At 70.5% G+C, this 17638-nt stretch carries 22 protein-coding genes and 3 tRNA genes; 3 read left to right on the forward strand and 22 right to left on the reverse strand.

Translation table 11 applies throughout. The features are described 5' to 3' along the window. Positions 1 to 3: 3 nt before the first annotated feature. From AAG827_RS01315 to AAG827_RS01365, 11 genes are all read right to left on the reverse strand, one after another. Positions 4 to 831 carry an ABC transporter permease gene (locus tag AAG827_RS01315; protein ID WP_341923972.1) on the reverse strand — a complete coding sequence of 276 codons (828 nt, stop codon included), beginning with the start codon at positions 829 to 831 and terminating at the stop codon, positions 4 to 6. A 5-nt stretch (positions 832 to 836) separates the two neighbouring features. Beyond that, positions 837 to 1619 (reverse strand): ABC transporter permease, encoded by a 783-nt coding sequence (locus AAG827_RS01320; RefSeq protein ID WP_341923973.1) that lies wholly within the window; start codon positions 1617 to 1619, stop codon positions 837 to 839. A gap of 19 nt (positions 1620 to 1638) precedes the next feature. Next, positions 1639 to 2592 carry an ABC transporter ATP-binding protein gene (locus tag AAG827_RS01325; RefSeq protein WP_341923974.1) on the reverse strand — a complete coding sequence of 318 codons (954 nt, stop codon included), beginning with the start codon at positions 2590 to 2592 and terminating at the stop codon, positions 1639 to 1641. A gap of 306 nt (positions 2593 to 2898) precedes the next feature. Further along, the gene (gene rplL, locus AAG827_RS01330) at positions 2899 to 3288 is read right to left on the reverse strand and encodes a 50S ribosomal protein L7/L12 (RefSeq protein WP_309649496.1); all 390 of its coding nucleotides are present in this window, start codon (positions 3286 to 3288) and stop codon (positions 2899 to 2901) included. A 78-nt stretch (positions 3289 to 3366) separates the two neighbouring features. Further along, positions 3367 to 4011 (reverse strand): 50S ribosomal protein L10, encoded by a 645-nt coding sequence (gene rplJ, locus AAG827_RS01335; protein ID WP_341923975.1) that lies wholly within the window; start codon positions 4009 to 4011, stop codon positions 3367 to 3369. Between the two features lie 244 nt (positions 4012 to 4255). Next, positions 4256 to 5206, reverse strand: coding sequence for a D-2-hydroxyacid dehydrogenase family protein (locus tag AAG827_RS01340; protein ID WP_341923976.1), 951 nt, complete (start codon positions 5204 to 5206; stop codon positions 4256 to 4258). A gap of 82 nt (positions 5207 to 5288) precedes the next feature. Then, entirely contained in the window at positions 5289 to 6008 is a 720-nt protein-coding gene (gene rplA, locus AAG827_RS01345) for a 50S ribosomal protein L1 (RefSeq protein WP_309649494.1), read from the reverse strand. Between the two features lie 106 nt (positions 6009 to 6114). Next, on the reverse strand, positions 6115 to 6543 hold the full coding sequence (gene rplK, locus AAG827_RS01350; RefSeq protein WP_309649493.1) for a 50S ribosomal protein L11: 429 nt from the start codon (positions 6541 to 6543) through the stop codon (positions 6115 to 6117). Positions 6544 to 6656: 113 nt separating this feature from the next. After that, positions 6657 to 7595 carry a transcription termination/antitermination protein NusG gene (gene nusG, locus AAG827_RS01355; protein ID WP_341923977.1) on the reverse strand — a complete coding sequence of 313 codons (939 nt, stop codon included), beginning with the start codon at positions 7593 to 7595 and terminating at the stop codon, positions 6657 to 6659. Positions 7596 to 7674: 79 nt separating this feature from the next. Continuing rightward, on the reverse strand, positions 7675 to 7923 hold the full coding sequence (gene secE, locus AAG827_RS01360; protein ID WP_091113308.1) for a preprotein translocase subunit SecE: 249 nt from the start codon (positions 7921 to 7923) through the stop codon (positions 7675 to 7677). Positions 7924 to 8006: 83 nt separating this feature from the next. Further along, positions 8007 to 8079: transfer RNA gene (locus AAG827_RS01365), tRNA-Trp, on the reverse strand. A gap of 122 nt (positions 8080 to 8201) precedes the next feature. On the opposite strand from AAG827_RS01365, the gene AAG827_RS01370 reads away from it, so the two are divergent. Genes AAG827_RS01370 through AAG827_RS01380 form a run of 3 tightly spaced genes read left to right on the forward strand, consistent with a single transcriptional unit; the run spans position 8202 to position 11131 of the window. After that, entirely contained in the window at positions 8202 to 9446 is a 1245-nt protein-coding gene (locus AAG827_RS01370) for a pyridoxal phosphate-dependent aminotransferase (RefSeq protein WP_341923978.1), read from the forward strand. Beyond that, entirely contained in the window at positions 9443 to 10480 is a 1038-nt protein-coding gene (locus AAG827_RS01375) for an adenosine deaminase (RefSeq protein ID WP_341924039.1), read from the forward strand. The genes AAG827_RS01370 and AAG827_RS01375 overlap by 4 nt, the downstream gene beginning before the upstream one ends. Before the next feature lie 51 nt (positions 10481 to 10531). Continuing rightward, positions 10532 to 11131, forward strand: a complete 600-nt coding sequence (locus tag AAG827_RS01380; RefSeq protein WP_341923979.1) for a DUF4190 domain-containing protein — start codon at positions 10532 to 10534, stop codon at positions 11129 to 11131. Between the two features lie 9 nt (positions 11132 to 11140). On the opposite strand, the gene AAG827_RS01385 is transcribed toward AAG827_RS01380, so the two are convergent. The 11 genes from AAG827_RS01385 to AAG827_RS01435 form a co-directional block, all read right to left on the reverse strand. Further along, positions 11141 to 12172, reverse strand: a complete 1032-nt coding sequence (locus AAG827_RS01385; RefSeq protein ID WP_341923980.1) for a UDP-N-acetylmuramate dehydrogenase — start codon at positions 12170 to 12172, stop codon at positions 11141 to 11143. Further along, positions 12165 to 12542, reverse strand: a complete 378-nt coding sequence (locus AAG827_RS01390; protein WP_341923981.1) for a MaoC/PaaZ C-terminal domain-containing protein — start codon at positions 12540 to 12542, stop codon at positions 12165 to 12167. The genes AAG827_RS01385 and AAG827_RS01390 overlap by 8 nt, the downstream gene beginning before the upstream one ends. Then, positions 12539 to 12943: a MaoC family dehydratase N-terminal domain-containing protein gene (locus AAG827_RS01395; RefSeq protein ID WP_341923982.1), complete on the reverse strand. Its 405-nt coding sequence runs from the start codon at positions 12941 to 12943 to the stop codon at positions 12539 to 12541. Before AAG827_RS01395 ends, AAG827_RS01390 begins: the two co-directional genes overlap by 4 nt. Before the next feature lie 126 nt (positions 12944 to 13069). Further along, positions 13070 to 13240 carry a 50S ribosomal protein L33 gene (rpmG, locus tag AAG827_RS01400; protein WP_170259177.1) on the reverse strand — a complete coding sequence of 57 codons (171 nt, stop codon included), beginning with the start codon at positions 13238 to 13240 and terminating at the stop codon, positions 13070 to 13072. 34 nt (positions 13241 to 13274) lie between these two features. After that, positions 13275 to 13348 (reverse strand) — tRNA-Met (locus AAG827_RS01405). A gap of 38 nt (positions 13349 to 13386) precedes the next feature. After that, a tRNA-Thr gene (locus AAG827_RS01410) sits at positions 13387 to 13459 on the reverse strand. A gap of 84 nt (positions 13460 to 13543) precedes the next feature. Next, the gene (locus AAG827_RS01415) at positions 13544 to 14947 is read right to left on the reverse strand and encodes an amidase (RefSeq protein ID WP_341923983.1); all 1404 of its coding nucleotides are present in this window, start codon (positions 14945 to 14947) and stop codon (positions 13544 to 13546) included. Positions 14948 to 15005: 58 nt separating this feature from the next. Next, the gene (locus tag AAG827_RS01420) at positions 15006 to 15713 is read right to left on the reverse strand and encodes an LrgB family protein (RefSeq protein ID WP_341923984.1); all 708 of its coding nucleotides are present in this window, start codon (positions 15711 to 15713) and stop codon (positions 15006 to 15008) included. Further along, positions 15710 to 16066 carry a CidA/LrgA family protein gene (locus tag AAG827_RS01425; RefSeq protein ID WP_341923985.1) on the reverse strand — a complete coding sequence of 119 codons (357 nt, stop codon included), beginning with the start codon at positions 16064 to 16066 and terminating at the stop codon, positions 15710 to 15712. Before AAG827_RS01425 ends, AAG827_RS01420 begins: the two co-directional genes overlap by 4 nt. Then, the gene (locus AAG827_RS01430) at positions 16063 to 16638 is read right to left on the reverse strand and encodes a DNA-3-methyladenine glycosylase I (protein WP_341923986.1); all 576 of its coding nucleotides are present in this window, start codon (positions 16636 to 16638) and stop codon (positions 16063 to 16065) included. Before AAG827_RS01430 ends, AAG827_RS01425 begins: the two co-directional genes overlap by 4 nt. Next, positions 16638 to 17609, reverse strand: a complete 972-nt coding sequence (locus AAG827_RS01435; RefSeq protein WP_341923987.1) for a pirin family protein — start codon at positions 17607 to 17609, stop codon at positions 16638 to 16640. The genes AAG827_RS01430 and AAG827_RS01435 overlap by 1 nt, the downstream gene beginning before the upstream one ends. Positions 17610 to 17638 lie beyond the last annotated feature (29 nt).

Below are 17638 nucleotides of genomic sequence, written 5' to 3' on the forward strand. Positions count from 1 at the left end.
CGCTCATCCCGCCAGTCTGACGGTCGTGGTGGTGCCCCAGATGGCCATCGAAAGGAAGAGGTCGATGACATTGATGGCGACGATGCTCGTGCGGACGGCGCGGCCAACGGCCACGCCCACGCCGGCAGGCCCGCCGGAGGCGTTGTAGCCGTGGTAGCAGTGGATCAGGATGACGACGACCGCGAACACGAGCACCTTGCCGAACGACCAGAGGACGTCACCGGGTGGCAGGAACGCGTTGAAGTAGTAGTCGTAGGTCCCAGCGCTCTGGCCGTAGAACTGGGTCACGATCAGCCGGCTCGCGAAGTAGGACGACAGCAGCCCCACGACATAGAGCGGCACGATCGCGATGAGCCCGCCGACGACGCGGGTGGCGACGAGGAAGGGCATCGAGGGGATCGCCATCGTCTCGAGGGCATCGACCTCCTCGGAGATGCGCATGGCGCCGAGCTGGGCGGTGAAGCCGCAGCCGACGGTCGCCGCGAGGGCGATGCCGGCGACCAGCGGCGCGATCTCCCGGGTGTTGAAGTAGGCGGAGACGAAGCCGGAGAACGCCGCCGTGCCGAGCTGGTTGAGCGCGGCGTAGCCGGACAGGCCGACCTGCGCCCCGGTGAAGAAGGTCATGCCGGCGATGACGCCGACCGTGCCGCCGATGACGGCCAGCGACCCGGAGCCGAGGGTGACCTCGGCCAGGATCCGCATGATCTCCTTGGGATAGCGCTTGATCGAGCGCGGGATGGCGCGCAGGACGCCGAGGTAGAACGCGAGCTGACCACCCAGGGTGTTGAGCGACCCCAGCGGCTTCTCGTAGACGGACTTGATCGTGGCCATGGTCGTCAACCCGTCTTCGGTGGGATGACTTGGAGGTAGATCGTGCTCATCACGAAGTTGACGACGAAGAGCAGCAGGAACGTGATGACGACCGACTCGTTGACCGCGTCACCCACGCCCTTGGGCCCGCCGCCGGCGTTCATGCCCTTGTAGGAGGCGACGATCGCGGCGATGAAGCCGAACACCAGCGCCTTGAGCAGGCCGACCCAGAGGTCGGGCAGCTGGGCGAGGGCCGTGAAGCTGGCCAGGTAGGCGCCCGGGGTGCCGTCCTGGAGCACGACGTTGAAGACGTAGCCACCTGCGACGCCGACGACGGTCACCATGCCGTTGAGGAAGAAGGCGACCATCATGCAGGCGAGCACGCGGGGCACGACGAGGCGCTGGATCGGGTCGATGCCGAGCACCATCATCGCGTCGAGCTCCTCGCGGATCTTGCGCGCGCCGAGGTCTGCGGCGATGGCGGAGCCACCCGCGCCCGCGATCAGCAGGGCGGTCGCGATCGGCCCGGCCTGCTGGACCACCGCGAGCACCGATGCGGAGCCGGTGAACGACTGCGCACCGAACTGCTTGATGAGGCCACCGACCTGCAGCGCGATGACCGCGCCGAAGGGGATGGCGACGAGCGCGGTGGGGATGATGGTGACGGAGGCGATGAACCAGGCCTGCTGCAGGAACTCCCGCAGCTGGAAGGGTCGTCGGAAGAGCGCTCGCCCGACGTCGAGACCGAAGGCGAAGAGCTTGCCTGCGGTGCCGACCGGGGCGAGGACCCGGGTCGCAGTGGATGCCACGAGGTCGTCGTCCCCCCTGTCACTTTCCGATGGTCATGGACATGTTTTCCTCGAACGACCCCGGAGGAGGCGTGACGCCGTTCTCGCGGCACCATGCCCCGGGCTCGCGCTGGCTGCGACGCGGGATGCCGTTGGACGGCTCCTGCTGGAACGGGATCGGCGGCAGCGGCGGCAGCTCCTGGCCGGACTCGGCTGCCAGCTCGTCGGCGTCCTTCTCCTCGGACATGCCGATCGGACCGATGACCTGCGCGTTGAGGAACTGACGCACCACCGGCTCCTCCGAGCTCAGCAGCATCTCGCGCGGACCGAACATCGCGAGGTGCTTGTGGTAGAGCAGGCCGATGTTGTCGGGCACCGTGCGGGCGGTGTTGACGTCGTGGGTCACGATCAGGAACGTCGCGTCGATCTGCGCGTTGAGGTCGATGATCAGCTGGTTGAGGAACGACGTGCGCACGGGGTCGAGGCCCGAGTCGGGCTCGTCGAAGAGGACGATCTCGGGGTCCAGCACCAGCGCCCGGGCCAGGCCCGCACGCTTGCGCATGCCGCCGGAGATCTCACCGGGCAGCTTGTCCTCGGCGCCGAGCAGACCCACCAGGTCCATCTTCTCCATGACGATGTCACGGACCTCGGACTCGGACTTCTTGGTGTGCTCGCGCAGCGGGAAGGCCACGTTGTCGTAGAGGTTCATCGAGCCGAACATCGCGCCGTCCTGGAACAGCACGCCGAAGAGCTTGCGGATCTCGTAGAGCTCCTTCTCCGAGCAGCTCGCGATGTCGGTGCCCTCGATGATGATCGAGCCCTTGTCAGGCTTGAGCAGCCCGATCAGGGTCTTCAGGAAGACCGACTTGCCCGTGCCCGAGGGGCCCAGCATCACGCAGATCTCGCCAGCAGGGATCGTCAGCGACACATCGCCCCAGATCAGCTGCTTGCCAAAGGACTTCGTGAGGTCGTTGACCTTGATCTCTACGCCCATGTCGTCTCTCTCCTCGACCCCGAACCGGTGCACGGGTCATGACGGCGCCCTGCTCAGCGCTACCCCACTCGCCAGTAACAACGGTGTTACCGCGGCGAGGTTACGCGGCATTGTGCGCCGCGTCACCGTCTGGCCGGGTGGCGAGATGTACCTGTGACCCGAGGTATGACCTGCGCAAACGTAACCGACATCACCTGAGAAAGCACAGCAGGCGGTCACCCCGCGAGGGGTGACCGCCTGATGCGGTGGTGCTGGGCCGTGCGACGGTGGCGATCCGCAGGGATCAGCCGCGCACGAGCCCGCGGGTCACTTGAGGGTGACGGTGGCGCCGGCGGCCTCGAGGGCCTCCTTCGCCTTCTCCGCAGCGGCCTTGTCGACCTTCTCGACGACAGCCTTGGGCGCGGCCTCGACCAGCTCCTTGGCCTCCTTGAGACCGAGGGACGTGAGGGCGCGCACCTCCTTGATGACGTTGATCTTCTTCTCGCCGGCAGCCTCGAGGATGACGTCGAACTCGTCCTGCGCAGCGGCCTCCTCGCCACCGGCGGCGCCGCCGGCAGCAGGGGCAGCGGCAACAGCGACGGGAGCAGCGGCGGTCACGCCGAAGGTCTCCTCGAACTGCTTCACGAACTCGGAGAGCTCGATGAGGGTCATTTCCTTGAACGCGTCGAGCAGCTCGTCAGTGCTGAGCTTCGCCATGGTGGCGTTTCCTTCCATTCGGTGGCCCACCGCAGCGCGGTGGACCGGGTTTCAGGTGGTGGGTGCCGAGGTCCTGGATCAGGACTCGGTGGCTTCGCCCTCGTCGGAGGCGTCAGCCTCGTCAGTGGGGGCCTCGTCGGCAGCGGGTGCCTCCGGGGCCTCCTCGGCGGCGGCCGGAGCACCGGCACCACCTGCGAGGATCGAGGGGTCCTGCTCTGCCTTCGCCTGGAGTGCGCCGGCGAGCCGGGCAGCCTGGGCGAGGGGGGCGTTGAGCAGGTAGACGGCCTGGCTGAGAGAAGCGAGCATGGCGCCCGCCATCTTGCCCAGGAGCACCTCGCGCGACTCGAGGTCGGCGAGCTTGCCGATCTCCTTCGCGTCGAGGATGTTGCCGTCCAGGACTCCACCCTTGATGACAAGGGTGGGGTTGGCCTTGGCAAAGTCACGCAGACCCTTGGCCGCCTCGACGACGTCGCCCTTGATGAAGGCGATCGCGGTCGGGCCGGTCAGCAGGTCGTCGAAGCCGGAGATGCCCACCTCATTGGCGGCGATCTTGGCCAGCGTGTTCTTGACCACGGCGTAGTTGGCGTTCTCACCGAGGGAGCGGCGCAGGTTCTGCAGCTCCTTGACGGTGAGACCGCGGTACTCGGTCAGCACGGCGCCAGCGGAGTCGTTGAACGAGTCAACGATCTCCGCGACGGCGGCTTCCCTGTCTGCCCGCGCCATGGGTCTCCTTCCGGACTGGGAGACCACCGCGCTGGGTCCGCCTGAAATGACGGACGCCCTGAGCGCAGGAGCTCAGGGCGTGGACTTCGCAGCCAGGCTGCGGGTCGTGCTCTTCTCACCTGCGCTGGCCGTCCACATCACTGCGGAACCTTCGGTCTGACTGCTGATGCAGCCGGACAACCGGCGGTCTCTGGATTCAGATCGGAACTGTACGGCGGTGCGGGGCCGAGGACCAAATCGGCCGTCAGGTCAGCACGCGGACCGGCTCTCCCGAGCGCCACGCGACCACGTCGGCCAGCGCCTCGGTGTAGTGGGTGCGCAGGTTGCCCTCGGTCACGTAGCCCAGGTGCGGGGTGGCGAGGACCCCGGGCATGGTCCGCAGCGGGTGGCCGGCCGGCAACGGCTCCTCGTCGAAGACGTCGAGCCCCGCCCCGGCGATCCGACCCTGCTGCAGGGCGGTCGCGAGGGCGTCGGTGTCGACCAGCCCGGCGCGCGAGGTGTTGACCAGGAACGCGGAGGGGCGCATCGCCGCGAGCTCCCTCTCCCCCAGCAGCCCACGGGTGCTCTCCGAGAGCACCAGGTGGAGGGACACGACGTCGGCGACGGCCAACAGGTCGGTGAGGGCGCCTGCGCGGCGCACCCCCGCGGCCGAGGCGCGCTCGTCGGTGAGGTGCGGGCTCCAGGCGAGCACGTCCATGCCGAAGGCCGTGCCCACCGCCGCTACGCGCGTGCCCAGCTTGCCCAGCCCCACGACCCCGAGCGTCGCGCCGGCGAGGTCGGCCCCCACGGTCGACTGCCACGGTCCGCCGCGGCGCATCGCGTCGACCTCGGGCACGAGGTGCCGCGCCAGCCCCAGCACCAGCGCCCAGGTGAGCTCGACGGGGGGCGTCGGCAGGCTGCTCGTGCCACAGACGACCACGTCGGCTGCGCGAGCGGCGTCGAGGTCGATCGACGCGTTGCGCATGCCGGTCGTGACCAGCAGCCGCAGGTCGGGGAGCCGCTGGAGCAGGGAGGCGGGGAACGGCGTGCGCTCACGCATCGCCACGACGACCTCGGCCCCGCTCAGCGCGGCCGCGACGGCATCCTCGTCACCGAGGTGCTCGCGCAGCGCCTGCGTCTCGAGGCCCTCGAGCACCGACCAGTCGGCGTACGACGTGGCGACGCCGGGGTAGTCGTCCAGGATCACGCAGCGCATGGCTCCACCCTCTCAAATCACACCGACCCGCCCGGAGGTCCGGGCGGGTCGGTGGGTGGAGCTGGTGGTCAGGCGGCCTGGATCACGCCTGGCCCTCGTCCTCCGCCGCGACGTTGCGCGTGCGGTTGGGGTCGACCTGGACGCCGGGGCCCATGGTCGTGGAGACGGTGACCTTCTTGAGGTAGCGGCCCTTGGAGCTGGCCGGCTTGAGACGCAGCACCTCCTCGAGGGCAGCGGCGTAGTTCTCCGCGAGCTGCGCCTCGGCGAAGGACGCCTTGCCGATGATGAAGTGCAGGTTGGCGTGACGGTCCACGCGGAACTCGATCTTGCCGCCCTTGATGTCCGACACGGCCTTGGCGACGTCGGGCGTCACGGTGCCGGTCTTGGGGTTGGGCATGAGGCCACGGGGGCCGAGCACGCGGCCGAGACGACCGACCTTGCCCATCATGTCGGGAGTCGCGACGACGGCGTCGAAGTCGAGCCAGCCACCGTTGACCTTCTCGATGAGCTCGTCGCCACCGACGACGTCGGCGCCGGCCTCGCGGGCGGCGTCGGCCTTGTCACCGTTGGCGAACACGAGGACGCGGGCGGTCTTGCCGGTGCCGTGGGGCAGGTTGACGGTGCCGCGGACCATCTGGTCGGCCTTGCGGGGGTCGACGCCGAGACGCATGACGACGTCGACGGTCTCGTCGAACTTCTTCTTGCTCGAGGACTTCGCGATCTTGATCGCGGCCAGGGGGGCGTAGAGCTCGTCCTTGTCGAACGTCTCGGCCGCCGCACGGTAGGTCTTGCTGCGCTGCATGTCTGGTTCTCTTCTCTGTGTCCAGGTGTGGTCTACGTGGGCCAGCGCGGCCCTGCCACAGGTGCTGTGGTGCTGGGATGCGGTCGCGAGTGCGACCGCAGTGACGTCAGTCGGTCGTGACGCCCATGGAACGAGCAGTGCCCTCGACGATCTTCATCGCGGCATCGATGTCGTTGGCGTTGAGGTCGGGCAGCTTGGTCGCGGCGATCTCGCGGATCTGGTCCTTGGTCAGCTTGCCGACCTTCTCCTTGTGCGGGACACCGGAGCCCTTCTGCAGACCGGCAGCCTTCTTGATGAGCTCGGCGGCCGGCGGGGTCTTGGTGATGAAGGTGAAGGAGCGGTCCTCGTAGATGGTGATCTCGACGGGGATGACGTTGCCGCGCATGGACTCGGTCTGGGCGTTGTAGGCCTTGCAGAAGTCCATGATGTTGACGCCGTGGGGGCCGAGGGCCGTTCCGACGGGCGGGGCCGGGGTCGCGGCGCCGGCCTGGAGCTGCACCTTGACCAGTGCGGCGATCTTCTTCTTGGGAGGCATTTCAATGGATCCTTTGTGCTTGCGTCTTCGTGGTCATCTCGAGGTCGTGCCCGGCGCGCCGAGCAGACATCTGCCACCTGGGTGTTGCAGGTCGTGCGGTGGTGCGGGTGAGCTCAGACCTTCTGGATCTGGCTGAAGCTCAGCTCGACCGGGGTCTCCCGGCCGAAGATCTCGACGAGGGCCTTGACCCTCTGCGCCTCGGCGTTGATCTCGGTGATCGTCGCGTGCAGCGTGGCGAACGGACCGTCGACGACCATCACCGAGTCGGAGATGTCGAAGTCGGCGACCTCGATCGTCTTCTTGGCGGTGGTCGCGCCGCCCTTGACGGGCGTGCCGGCGGCGACGGCCTCGGCCTCGGCCTTGGCGATCACGGACGGGGCCAGCATGTTCTCGACCTCGGCCATGCTCAGCGGCACGGGCTGGTGGCTGTGGCCCACGAAGCCGGTGACCGACGGCGTGTGACGCACGGTCGACCAGGACTCGTCGGTGAGGTCCATGCGGACCAGGACGTAGCCCGGGAGGGCCGGCTTGGTGCGGGTGCGGCGCTGGCCGTTCTTGATCTCGACGACGTCCTCGATGGGGACGACGATCTCGTGGATGTACTCCTCCATGTTCAAGGAGATGATCCGGTTCTCGAGGTTGGACTTCACCCTGTTCTCCATGCCGGAGTAGGTGTGCACGACGTACCAGTCGCCGGGCTTGGCCCACAGCTCGTCGCGGAAGACCTCGAGCGGGTCGCGGTCCTCCTCCTCGGCGGCGTCCGCCTCGGCGTCCTCGGCCGCCTCGACGGCGTCCTCGTCGTCGGACTCCACGGCGGCGTCCTCGATGTCGACGCCGGCCTCGACGGTCTCGGCGACGGCGTCGTCGAGGACCTCCTCGACCGCAGCGACCTCGTCCGCGACGGGCTCGTCGGACAGCTCGGCGTCGACGGCGTCGTCGTCCGTCGCGACGTCCTGCGGGGCGGTGCCCTCAGGCGCGTCCTCGGGGACGGCGTCCAGGAGGTCCTCCTCCGGGGTGCCCTCGGTCTCGACCGACTCGTACTGCTCCGACACGTGTTGCTCCATCACCTTGCGTTGGTTGGCCCGGGGGCCCGTAGTGCGTGGTCCCGGCGCGGATGCGCGCCGGACCTGCTCAGAGGTCGGACCCGCCCGTGAACACGGCGAAGGCGAGCTTGCCGAGTCCGAGGTCGAGGGCCGAGACGAGCGCCATCATGAAGATCACGAACACCATGACCACGAAGAAGTACGTGACCAGCTGCTCCTGGGTCGGGTAGACGACCTTGCGCAGCTCGGCCACGACCTGGCGGTAGAACGTCGGGATGCTGGTGCGCTTCTCGGCCTTGCTGTCGCGGGGACCCCCGACTGCCTTGCTGTCCGACACACCCTCACCTCTTCCTTCGTCCGACCAGGCCGTGCGGCCCGGAGGTCCTGCTGATCCTGCTGATCCTGCGTCCACGCTGTTCGCAGGGCACGAGGGACTTGAACCCCCAACCTTCGGTTTTGGAGACCGATGCTCTGCCAGTTGAGCTAGTGCCCTCCGCGGTCAACCCCGCCTGTCCGCTCCCGGGGTCCGGGCGCGCCAAAGCCTTGGGGAAACCACCAAACTGGAGTCTACGGGCAAGTCGGAGCCCGCGTCCAAACGCCTCTACGATGACACCCATGTCTGACGTCTCCTCAGCCCCCACCACCCCCACCGCCACGGGCAACCCGCGTGATCGCCGGGTCTCCCGCCGCATCGGCGCGATCGCCGAGTCGGCGACGCTGAAGGTCGACGCGAAGGCCAAGGCGCTCAAGGCCGAGGGACGGCCCGTGATCGGCTTCGGCGCCGGCGAGCCGGACTTCCCCACCCCCGACTACATCGTCGAGGCGGCCGTCGACGCCTGCCGCGAGCCCAAGAACCACCGCTACACCCCGGCCGGCGGTCTGCCCGAGCTCAAGAAGGCCATCGTCGAGAAGACCAGGCGCGACAGCGGCCTCGAGATCACCGCCAACCAGGTCCTGGTCACCAACGGCGGCAAGCAGGCGATCTACGCCGCCTTCGCCGCGATGATCGACCCCGGCGACGAGGTCATCGTCCCGGCGCCCTACTGGACCACCTACCCCGAGGCCATCCAGCTCGCCGGCGGTGTCGCCGTCGAGGTCCTCGCCGACGAGACCCAGGACTACAAGGTCACCGTCGAGCAGCTCGAGGCCGCGCGCACCGACCGCACCAAGGTGCTGCTCTTCGTGTCGCCGTCCAACCCCACCGGCGCGATCTACTCCGCCGACGAGATCCGCGCGATCGGGCAGTGGGTCGAGGACCACGACCTGTGGGTGCTGACCGACGAGATCTACGAGCACCTCGTCTACGACGACGCCGACACCGGGTCGATGCCCGTGCTGTGCCCCGACCTGGTGGACAACTGCGTCATCGTCAACGGCGTCGCCAAGACCTACGCGATGACCGGCTGGCGCGTCGGCTGGATGGTCGGTCCGGTCGACCTGGTCAAGGCCGCCACCAACCTGCAGTCGCACGCGACGTCCAACGTCGCCAACGTCTCCCAGCGCGCCGCGATCGCCGCCCTGGAGGGCGACCTCTCGGCCGTGGACGAGATGAAGGTGGCCTTCGACCGTCGCCGCAAGACGATCGTGTCGATGCTCAACGAGATCGACGGCGTGCTGTGCCCGATGCCCGGCGGTGCGTTCTACGCCTACCCGTCGGTCAAGGGACTGCTCGGCAAGGAGCACGGCGGACGCCTGATCGAGACGTCGGCCGACCTGGCCGACTACATCCTCGACGCCAGCGAGGTCGCGGTCGTGCCCGGCGAGGCCTTCGGCTCCCCCGGCTACCTGCGGCTCTCCTACGCCCTCGGCGACGACGACATCGTCGAGGGCATCACGCGCCTGCAGAAGCTCTTCTCCTGAGCGAGCCACGGGACCTCCGGACCCTCCCGAAGGCCCACCTGCACCTGCATTTCACCGGCTCGATGCGTCACCAGACGCTCCTCGAGCTCGCGGAGCGCGACGGCGTCGTCCTGCCCGACTCGCTCGTCTCGGAGTGGCCGCCCCAGCTGCGTGCCACCGACGAGAAGGGCTGGTTCCGCTTCCAGCGACTCTACGACGTCGCGCGCTCCGTGCTGCGCACGGAGTCCGACGTACGACGACTGGTGCTGGAGGCGGCCGAGGACGACGTCCGCGACGGCGGGCGGTGGTTGGAGATCCAGGTCGACCCGAGCGGCTACGCAGCCCGCTTCGGTGGCATCACGGCCTTCACCGACCTGGTGCTCGACGCGGTGCGCGACGCCTCGCGGGCGACCGGCCTCGGCATGGCGGTCGTGATCGCGGCCAACCGCACCCGGCACCCGCTGGACGCGCGCACGCTGGCCCGCCTCGCGGCGCAGTACGCCGGACGCGGCGTGGTCGGCTTCGGGCTCTCCAACGACGAGCGGCGTGGCTCGACGGCCGACTTCGGCGGCGCCTTCGCGATCGCCGAGCGAGCCGGGCTGCTGCTGGCCCCCCACGGCGGAGAGCTGCTCGGTCCCGACAGCATCCGCACCTGCCTGGACGCGCTGCACGCGGGACGCCTGGGCCACGGGGTGCGTGCGGCCGAGGACCCGGCGCTGCTGGAGCGGATCGTTGAGGCTGGTGTCGCCCTGGAGGTCTGCCCGGTCTCCAACGTCGCGCTCGGGGTCTACTCCGACCTCACCTCGGTGCCGCTGCCCACGCTCATGGCCGCGGGTGCCACCGTCGCGCTCGGTGCCGACGACCCGCTGCTCTTCGGGTCCCAGCTGGCCGCGCAGTACGCCACGATGCGGGCGGCCCACGAGCTCGACGACGCCGCCCTGGCCGAGCTCGGCAGGATGTCGCTGCGGGCCTCCTGCGCCCCGTCGGACGTGCTCGCGGCTGCGCTGGCCGACGTCGACGCCTGGCTGGCGGCGGGCCCGACGGACCCGGCGTAGGGATCGCCCGGCCTCCGTTTGTCCCGGAGGCCACCTGGGAAGATCCTCCCCGTGACCACGCAGGGGCCCTCCGAGCCCGACGAGACGCAGCCGTTCACCCACCAGCCTTACGGCGAGGGGTCGGGCGACGCGACTCCCCCATGGCCGACCTACGAGCCGGGTGCGACGACCCCGGGACCCGGCGGCCCCGACGTGCCGCCGCCGAACCCCTACGGCCCGCCGCCGACCTACGGCCAGCAGCCCTACGGCCAGCCCTATGCCGCGCCGGGCTACGGCCAGCCCTACGGACAGCAGCCGTACGGCGCCCCCGGCTACGGCGTGCCGGGCTACGGGTTCGCCCAGCAGAAGAACAGCACGGCGACGACCTCGATGATCCTGGGCATCATCGCGGTGGTGTCGATCCTCGCGACGCCCTTCTGCTGCATCACCCTCCCGGGCATGCTCACCGGCCCCTTCGCGATCTGGACGGGCGTCAAGGCCAAGCGGGAGATCGACCGCGAGCCCGGCCGCTTCGGCAACCGCGGTCAGGCCGTCGCAGGCCTGGTGACCGGCATCGTCGCGACCGTGCTGGCCGTGCTCCTGGTCATCGTGGTCGTGGTCTTCGTCGTCTCCACCGACTGGGACGGGACCTACGACCAGGGGATGTACTGACCGACCGCGTCAGAGCGTGCACCCGAGCAGCACCGGCTCGTTGACCAGCCGGATGCCGAAGCGCTCCTCGACCCCGTCGCGGACCTCCCGGGCGAGGGCCAGCAGCTCCTCGGTCGTGGCGCCGCCCCGGTTGGTGAGCGCCAGCGTGTGCTTGCCGGAGACGGCGGCGGCGCCGCGTGCATGGCCCTTGCCGAAGCCGGCCCGCTCGATCAGCCAGGCGGCACTCGTCTTGACCCCGTCGTCCACGGGCCACGCGGGGGCCCCGTCGGGCACGGCCCCGGCCGCGACGACCGGGTTGGTGAAGAAGGACCCGGCGCTCCACGTGTCGTGGTCGGCCTCGTCGAGCACCATGCCCTTGCCGCGACGCAGGCCCAGGACCGCGTCGCGCACGGCGGCCAGCGGGGCCCGCCGGCCGGGCTCGACGCCGAGCGTGCGGGCGAGCTCGGCGTAGCCCACCGGAGCCCCCAGCGAGCCCTGGGCGAGCTGGAACGTCACGCTGAGCACGACGTGGCGGCCGGGGGCGGCCTTGAAGCGGGAGTGCCGGTAGGCGAAGTCGCAGTCGGCGTTGGCGAAGGTGCGCACGGCCCGCTCCGTGCGGTCCCACACCCGCACGGAGGCGATGGTCTGCGCGACCTCCTGGCCGTAGGCCCCGACGTTCTGGATCGGGGTGGCGCCGACCGACCCGGGGATGCCCGACAGCGCCTCGATGCCGACCCAGTCGCGCTCGACGGCGGTGGCCACGAGGTCGTCCCAGGACTCCCCCGCGGCCACGGCCACGAGCACCCCGCCGCACGAGGCGTCGTCGCCCTCCACGTCCGGGACCACGCCCGTCGTGGCGACCTGCACGACCGTGCCGTCGAAGCCGGCATCCGCCACGACCAGGTTGCTGCCACCCCCGAGGACCAGGAGGGGCTCGCCGGCCTCGTCGGCCCGTCGTACGGCGTCGACCAGCTCTGCCTCGGTGCCCGCGACGACGAAGTGCCGTGCGGGGCCGCCGAGGTGGAGCGTGGTGTGGTCGGCGAGCAGGACGGACTCAGGCACGGACGACGGCCCTGGGCATGCCGAGCACCTTCTGGCCCTCGCACGTGACGGTCAGCGCGACCGTGGTCAGCCCGTCGTCGGAGCCCTTGACCTCGCCGGCGACCTCGATGTCGACCCCACCCTCGGCGGGGACGACGACCGGGTTGGTGAACTTGCAGCCGAACGTGACGACCTCGGCGCCGGGGAACCACTCGTCGACGGCCCGGGCGGCGAGCGCCATGGTGTACATCCCGTGGGCGATGACACCGGGCAGCCCGACGCTGGTGGCGACCGCCTCGTCCTGGTGGATCGGGTTGTGGTCGCCGCTGGCCGCGGCGTAGCGGACCAGGTCGGCGCGGGTGATGGTGAAGGTGCGGGTCGCGAGGCTCACGATGCCGCCCCCCGGTGCACGAGGGTGGCGCTGGTCGAGCAGACGACGTCGCCGGCCTCGTCGGTCACGACGCTGGTGGTGCCGATGATGTCGTTGCCGGCGATCTGGCGCAGGCTCGCGACCGTGAGCGTGGCCGACAGGACGTCACCAGGCACGACCGGGCGCTCGTAGGCGAACTTCTGCTCACCGTGGACGATGCGGAACAGGTCGACCTGCTCGGCCTCGAGGAACGCGTTCATCGCGTCGAAGGCCAGCACGATGGGGTACGTCGCGGGGGCGGGGCCGCCGTCGTAGGACGTGGCGCCGGTGGCGAGGACGAAGTCGCGGACCTGCTCCTGCGTCACGGCGCGCGGCGGTGTCGGGGGAAAGGTGCGCCCGACGAGTGAGGGGTCGACTGGCATGGCTCCAACCTAGTGCGGCCCGGCCGCGAGACCACAGCCACCCGGAAAACGCACGAACCCGCCACACGTGGTGTGGCGGGTCGGGTCACACCGGCTCAGCGAGCTGAGCCGGCGGGTGCAGCGACGTCAGCGAGTCTCGCGGTGCGCCTTGTGGGTGCGGCAGCGCGGGCAGAACTTCGCCAGCTCGAGGCGGTCGGGGTCGTTGCGACGGTTCTTCTTGGTGATGTAGTTGCGCTCCTTGCAGTCCACGCACGCGAGCGTGATCTTGGGGCGAACATCGGAGCTCTTGCTGGCCACGGGAAGTCCTTCGTCGAAGTGCAGATGTTGTGCGTAGCGAGGGCGGGACTCGAACCCGCGACACCACGATTATGAGTCGTGTGCTCTAACCACCTGAGCTACCCCGCCATGGGGTGGGGCGAGCTCTGGTGGAGCCCTGGACCCAGAGCCCCTTTACGGAATCGAACCGTAGACCTTCTCCTTACCATGGAGACGCTCTGCCGACTGAGCTAAAGGGGCAACGACGGAGAACTGTACAAGAGGTCCTGCCAGGGGAGAAATCGGCCCCCTGGGTGCCCTTCGCAGCGGTCCTGGGGGACCAGGTCAGTCCTGGATCCGGGCCCAGGGGAAGGCCTCCTCCAGCTCGTAGCCGAGCTCGAGCAGCGTCGCCTCACGGCCCGCTCCGGCGCCGAACATCATCCCCTGGGGGAGACCCTCGGCGGTGGTCGCCAGCGGCAGCGAGATCGCGGGGTCACCCGTGACGTTCTGCAGCGGCGTGAAGGCCACCCAGGCCATCAGCCGGTCCATGATCGTGTCGTAGTCGCGGGTCGGGTCGAGGTGCCCGACCTCGGGCGTCCGGGTCGCCAACGTGGGCGTGAGGACGACGTCGTGGCGCTGGTGGAACGCCGCCGAGAGCTGCTGGGTGGCCTTGAGCCGGCGGATGGTGCCGGGCAGTCGGTGCAGGTTGCGACGACAGTGCCGGTCGAGCCCGAGGGTCAGGTTGTCGAGGTTGTGCGGCGCCCAGCTGCGCCCGTGACGGCGACGCCCGGTGCGCACGAGGAACATCGCCAGCATCGACCAGTAGAGCAGGAAGTCCTCGCGGAAGGAGTCGGGCACCATCAGCGCCTCGACGGGCTCGACGCGGTGCCCCAGGGCCTCCAGGGAGGCCGCCACCTGCTCGGTCAGCGCGGCCACCTCGGGGCTCGCGGCCACCCCCATGCCGGCGGTGTTGAGGGCCACCCGCAGACGGCGCTTGCCGGGCCGGCGGATGTCGCCGATCGGCGGCATCTCCAGGGCCCGGTAGACCTTCTCGGACTCGCGGAAGAACGCCGCGGTGTCGCGCACCGAGCGGGTCACGACACCGTCGGAGACGATCCGGATCGGCATGTCCCGCATCATCTTGTCCTGCGCGGTCCGGTTCCTCGTGGGCTTGAGGCCGACCAGCCCGTTGACGGCCGCCGGGATGCGGATGGAGCCCCCGCCGTCGTTGGCGTGCGCGAGCGGGACGGCACCCGCCGCGACGAGGGCGGCCGACCCTGCCGACGAGGCGCCCGCGACGTGGTCGGTGGACCACGGGGAGCGCACCGTGCCGAGGCGGGGGTGCTCGGCCGCCCCGGAGAAGCCGTACTCGGACAGCTGCGTCTTGCCCAGGAGGACCAGGCCGGTCGCGCGGTACATCCGGGCGAAGTCGCCGTCACGCGGCTGGGTCCGCCCGACGTAGGAGTCGGTGCCGTCCTGGGTCGGCATCCCCTCGACGGCCACGTTGTCCTTGATCAGCGTCGGCACCCCGGAGAAGAAGCCGGCGCGGGGGTCCTTGGCCTCCAGGCGGGCGCGCTCGAAGGCGCGGTAGGCGACGGCGTTGAGGTCGGGGTCGACCCGCTCGACCCGGGAGATCGCCGCCTCGACGACCTCGGGGACGGACACCTCCCCCGCGTGGAGGGCCTCGACGAGCCCGACGGCGTCGTGCTCCCCCAGGGCGTCGTCGGAGAAGGCGTGGACGCGGTTCATGGGCCTCAAGGTACCGGCGCCAGCACGCTGCTCGAGGGTTGTCCGGATCGGCGGACCCTCAGAGCAGGACGGCCAGCAGCACTGGGAGCAGGAGGCTCATCGCCAGTGCCGTCAGCCCCATGGAGAGCCCCGCGAAGGCGCCCTCGGTCTCGTGGTCGGTGAGCATCCGGGAGGCGCCGATGCCGTGGGAGACCGCCCCCTGGGCGAGCCCCCGCGCCCGGTGGTCGCGCACCCGGAGCAGCGTGAGCACGGCCGGACCGGCCACGGCGCCGAGGATCCCGGCGAGGATCGCCAGCACGGCCGCGAGGGCCGGGATGCCGCCGCCGGCCTCGGCCAGCGCGATGGCCACGGGGGCCGTGGCGGCCTTGGGTGCCGTCGTACGGGCGAGAAGCTCGCTGCCGCCGAGGGCCTGCACCAGCAGCACGGCACTCGTGATCGACACCGCAGCCCCCAGCAGCACGGCGACCAGCATCGGGACCACGAAGCCGCGCAGGCGGTGGGCCTGGCGGTGGAGCGGGATCGCGAGGGCGACCGTGGCGGGGCCGAGCATGAAGGCGATGAGCTCGGCGCCCTGGCGGTAGTCGGCGTAGTCGACGTCGAGGAGCGTGATGACCGGCGCCACCAGCAGGATCGCGACGAGGACCGGCTGGGCCAGGGCGTGCCCTCCCGTCCAGGTCTGCACCTGACGGCCGACGCGGTAGGCCAGGAGGGTCAGCAGCAGCATGGCGACGGGCGAGGTGCGCAGCCACTCCCAGGTCTCGCTCACCGGGCCCGCTCCCCCGGCAGCCAGCGCTCCAGCAGGGTCGTGGTCCACCCGACGACGGCGAGGCCCAGCAGCCAGGAGCCCACCAGCGCGACGGCGAGCGGCAGCAGGTCGCGGATGACCCCGGCGTAGGCGACCACCCCGACCCCGGCCGGGATGAAGAGCAGCTGGAGATGGCGCAGCAGCGCCGTCCCGGCTCGTACGACGGCCGCGTCGTCGCCGACCTTCCTGGCCCGCAGGACCACGAGGAGGAGCAGCATCCCGACGACCGGGCCGGGGACCGGCACGTCGAGCAGCCGGACCAGGACCTCACCGACGAGCTGACAGGCCAGGAGCCAGGTCAGACCGGTGATCAAGCGACGCCTCGGCGGTGGCAGCCGACCAGGTGGGGGTCGAAGACCCCGATCGCCTCGCAGAGCGCATACATCGTCGTCGGACCGACGAACGCGAAGCCGCGCTTCTTCAGGGCCTTGGACAGCGCCAGCGACTCCGCGGAGGTCGTGGCCTGCTGGTCGGTGTCCGCCGGAGCAGGGGGGACCTCCGGCGCGAAGCCGAGCACGAACGCCTCGAGCCCGATGTCGTCGCGCAGCGCCTGCGTCGCCCGGGCATTGGTGATCGCCGCCTCGATCTTGCGACGGTTGCGCACGATCCGGACCTCGGTCATGAGCCGCTCCACGTCACCCTCGTCGAACTCGGCGATCGCCTCGGCGTCGAAGCCGAGGAAGACCTCGCGGAACGCCTCGCGCTTGTGGAGGATCGTCGACCAAGACAGGCCCGACTGGAAGGCCTCCAGGGTCAGCCGCTCGAGGTAGGCCGCCTCGCCGCTGACGCGCCGACCCCACTCGGTGTCGTGGTAGTCCCGCATCACGCCGGGACCGCCCGCCCAGGGACAGCGCGGCACCCCGTCCTCGCCCAGCACCGGGCCCATCAGTGCCGTTCCTTGAGCCGCACGTGCGGCATCGGCGGTGCCGGGATCGGCGGGTTGGCGTCGCCGACGGGCACCCCGAAGCGGCCGTCGACGAGGCCGGTGTCGGTGACCTGCGCCTGCCACTCCTCGCGGAAGCCCACGATCTCCTCGTGGGTGCGGCCCACGAAGTTCCACCACATGACGATCGACTCGCCGAACGGCGGACCGCCCAGCAGCAGGGCTCGGACCGGCTCGTCGCCGGCGAGGAGCCGGACGGTGTCGCGACCGGGCGGGACGTAGACCAGGTCGTGCGCCCGGGCCTGCGTGCCCTCCAGCTCGACGGCGCCGTGGTCGACCAGCAGCCCCAGCTCGTACGACGGGTCGACGGCGAGGTCGAGGGTGGTGCGGGCCTCGAGCAGCAGCTCCGCGCCGAGCAACGGGGTCGCGGTCTCGACCGGCGAGGTGTCGCCGAGCAGGGACCCGAGGAACACGCGGGCCTCCCAGCCGTCGCCCGTGACCGGTGCCGGCGCGTGGTGGGCGAACGCGGGGGCGGTGTCGCGGGCCGCGTCGGGCAGCGCCACCCAGAGCTGGGCACCGTGCAGGGTGGTGGTCGCGGGCGTCGACATCTCGGAGTGGCTGATGCCGTGGCCGGCCGTCATCAGGTTGACCTCGCCCGGACGCACCATCGCATGGTGGCCGGCGCTGTCGCGGTGCTCGATCTCGCCGGTGAAGAGCCAGCTGACCGTCTGCAGCCCCGTGTGCGGGTGGGGCGTCACGGCCATCCCGCCGGTGTCCCCCACGTCGTCGGGCCCGTAGTGGTCGACGAAGCACCACGCGCCGATCAGCGAGCGCTCACGCTGCGGCAGGGTGCGTCGTACGGTCATGGCCCGGGGGCCGCCGAGCGGCACGTCGCGGGGCGTCATGATCTCGACGCCGGCCGCGACGGCCGCCTCGCAGGTCACCTCGGCAGGGTCACGCTCCGGGTTGCTCACGCACCCATCCTGCCCCAGGAGGAGGCCCG

Origin of the sequence: Nocardioides psychrotolerans, assembly GCF_943371775.1 — a bacterium.
Lineage (GTDB): Bacteria > Actinomycetota > Actinomycetes > Propionibacteriales > Nocardioidaceae > Nocardioides > Nocardioides psychrotolerans_A.

What these genes read in the sequence shown, in the direction of transcription:
- AAG827_RS01415 (WP_341923983.1), bottom strand. Translation starts at nt 14,947, where the DNA reads ATGAACCGCGTCCACGCCTTCTCCGACGACGCCCTGGGGGAGCACGAC.
- AAG827_RS01430 (WP_341923986.1), bottom strand. Translation starts at nt 16,638, where the DNA reads ATGGGCCCGGTGCTGGGCGAGGACGGGGTGCCGCGCTGTCCCTGGGCG.
- AAG827_RS01340 (WP_341923976.1), bottom strand. Translation starts at nt 5,206, where the DNA reads ATGCGCTGCGTGATCCTGGACGACTACCCCGGCGTCGCCACGTCGTAC.
- rplK (WP_309649493.1), bottom strand. Translation starts at nt 6,543, where the DNA reads ATGCCTCCCAAGAAGAAGATCGCCGCACTGGTCAAGGTGCAGCTCCAG.
- rplA (WP_309649494.1), bottom strand. Translation starts at nt 6,008, where the DNA reads ATGCAGCGCAGCAAGACCTACCGTGCGGCGGCCGAGACGTTCGACAAG.
- rplL (WP_309649496.1), bottom strand. Translation starts at nt 3,288, where the DNA reads ATGGCGAAGCTCAGCACTGACGAGCTGCTCGACGCGTTCAAGGAAATG.
- AAG827_RS01325 (WP_341923974.1), bottom strand. Translation starts at nt 2,592, where the DNA reads ATGGGCGTAGAGATCAAGGTCAACGACCTCACGAAGTCCTTTGGCAAG.
- AAG827_RS01395 (WP_341923982.1), bottom strand. Translation starts at nt 12,943, where the DNA reads ATGCCAGTCGACCCCTCACTCGTCGGGCGCACCTTTCCCCCGACACCG.
- AAG827_RS01370 (WP_341923978.1), top strand. Translation starts at nt 8,202, where the DNA reads ATGTCTGACGTCTCCTCAGCCCCCACCACCCCCACCGCCACGGGCAAC.
- AAG827_RS01315 (WP_341923972.1), bottom strand. Translation starts at nt 831, where the DNA reads ATGGCCACGATCAAGTCCGTCTACGAGAAGCCGCTGGGGTCGCTCAAC.
- rplJ (WP_341923975.1), bottom strand. Translation starts at nt 4,011, where the DNA reads ATGGCGCGGGCAGACAGGGAAGCCGCCGTCGCGGAGATCGTTGACTCG.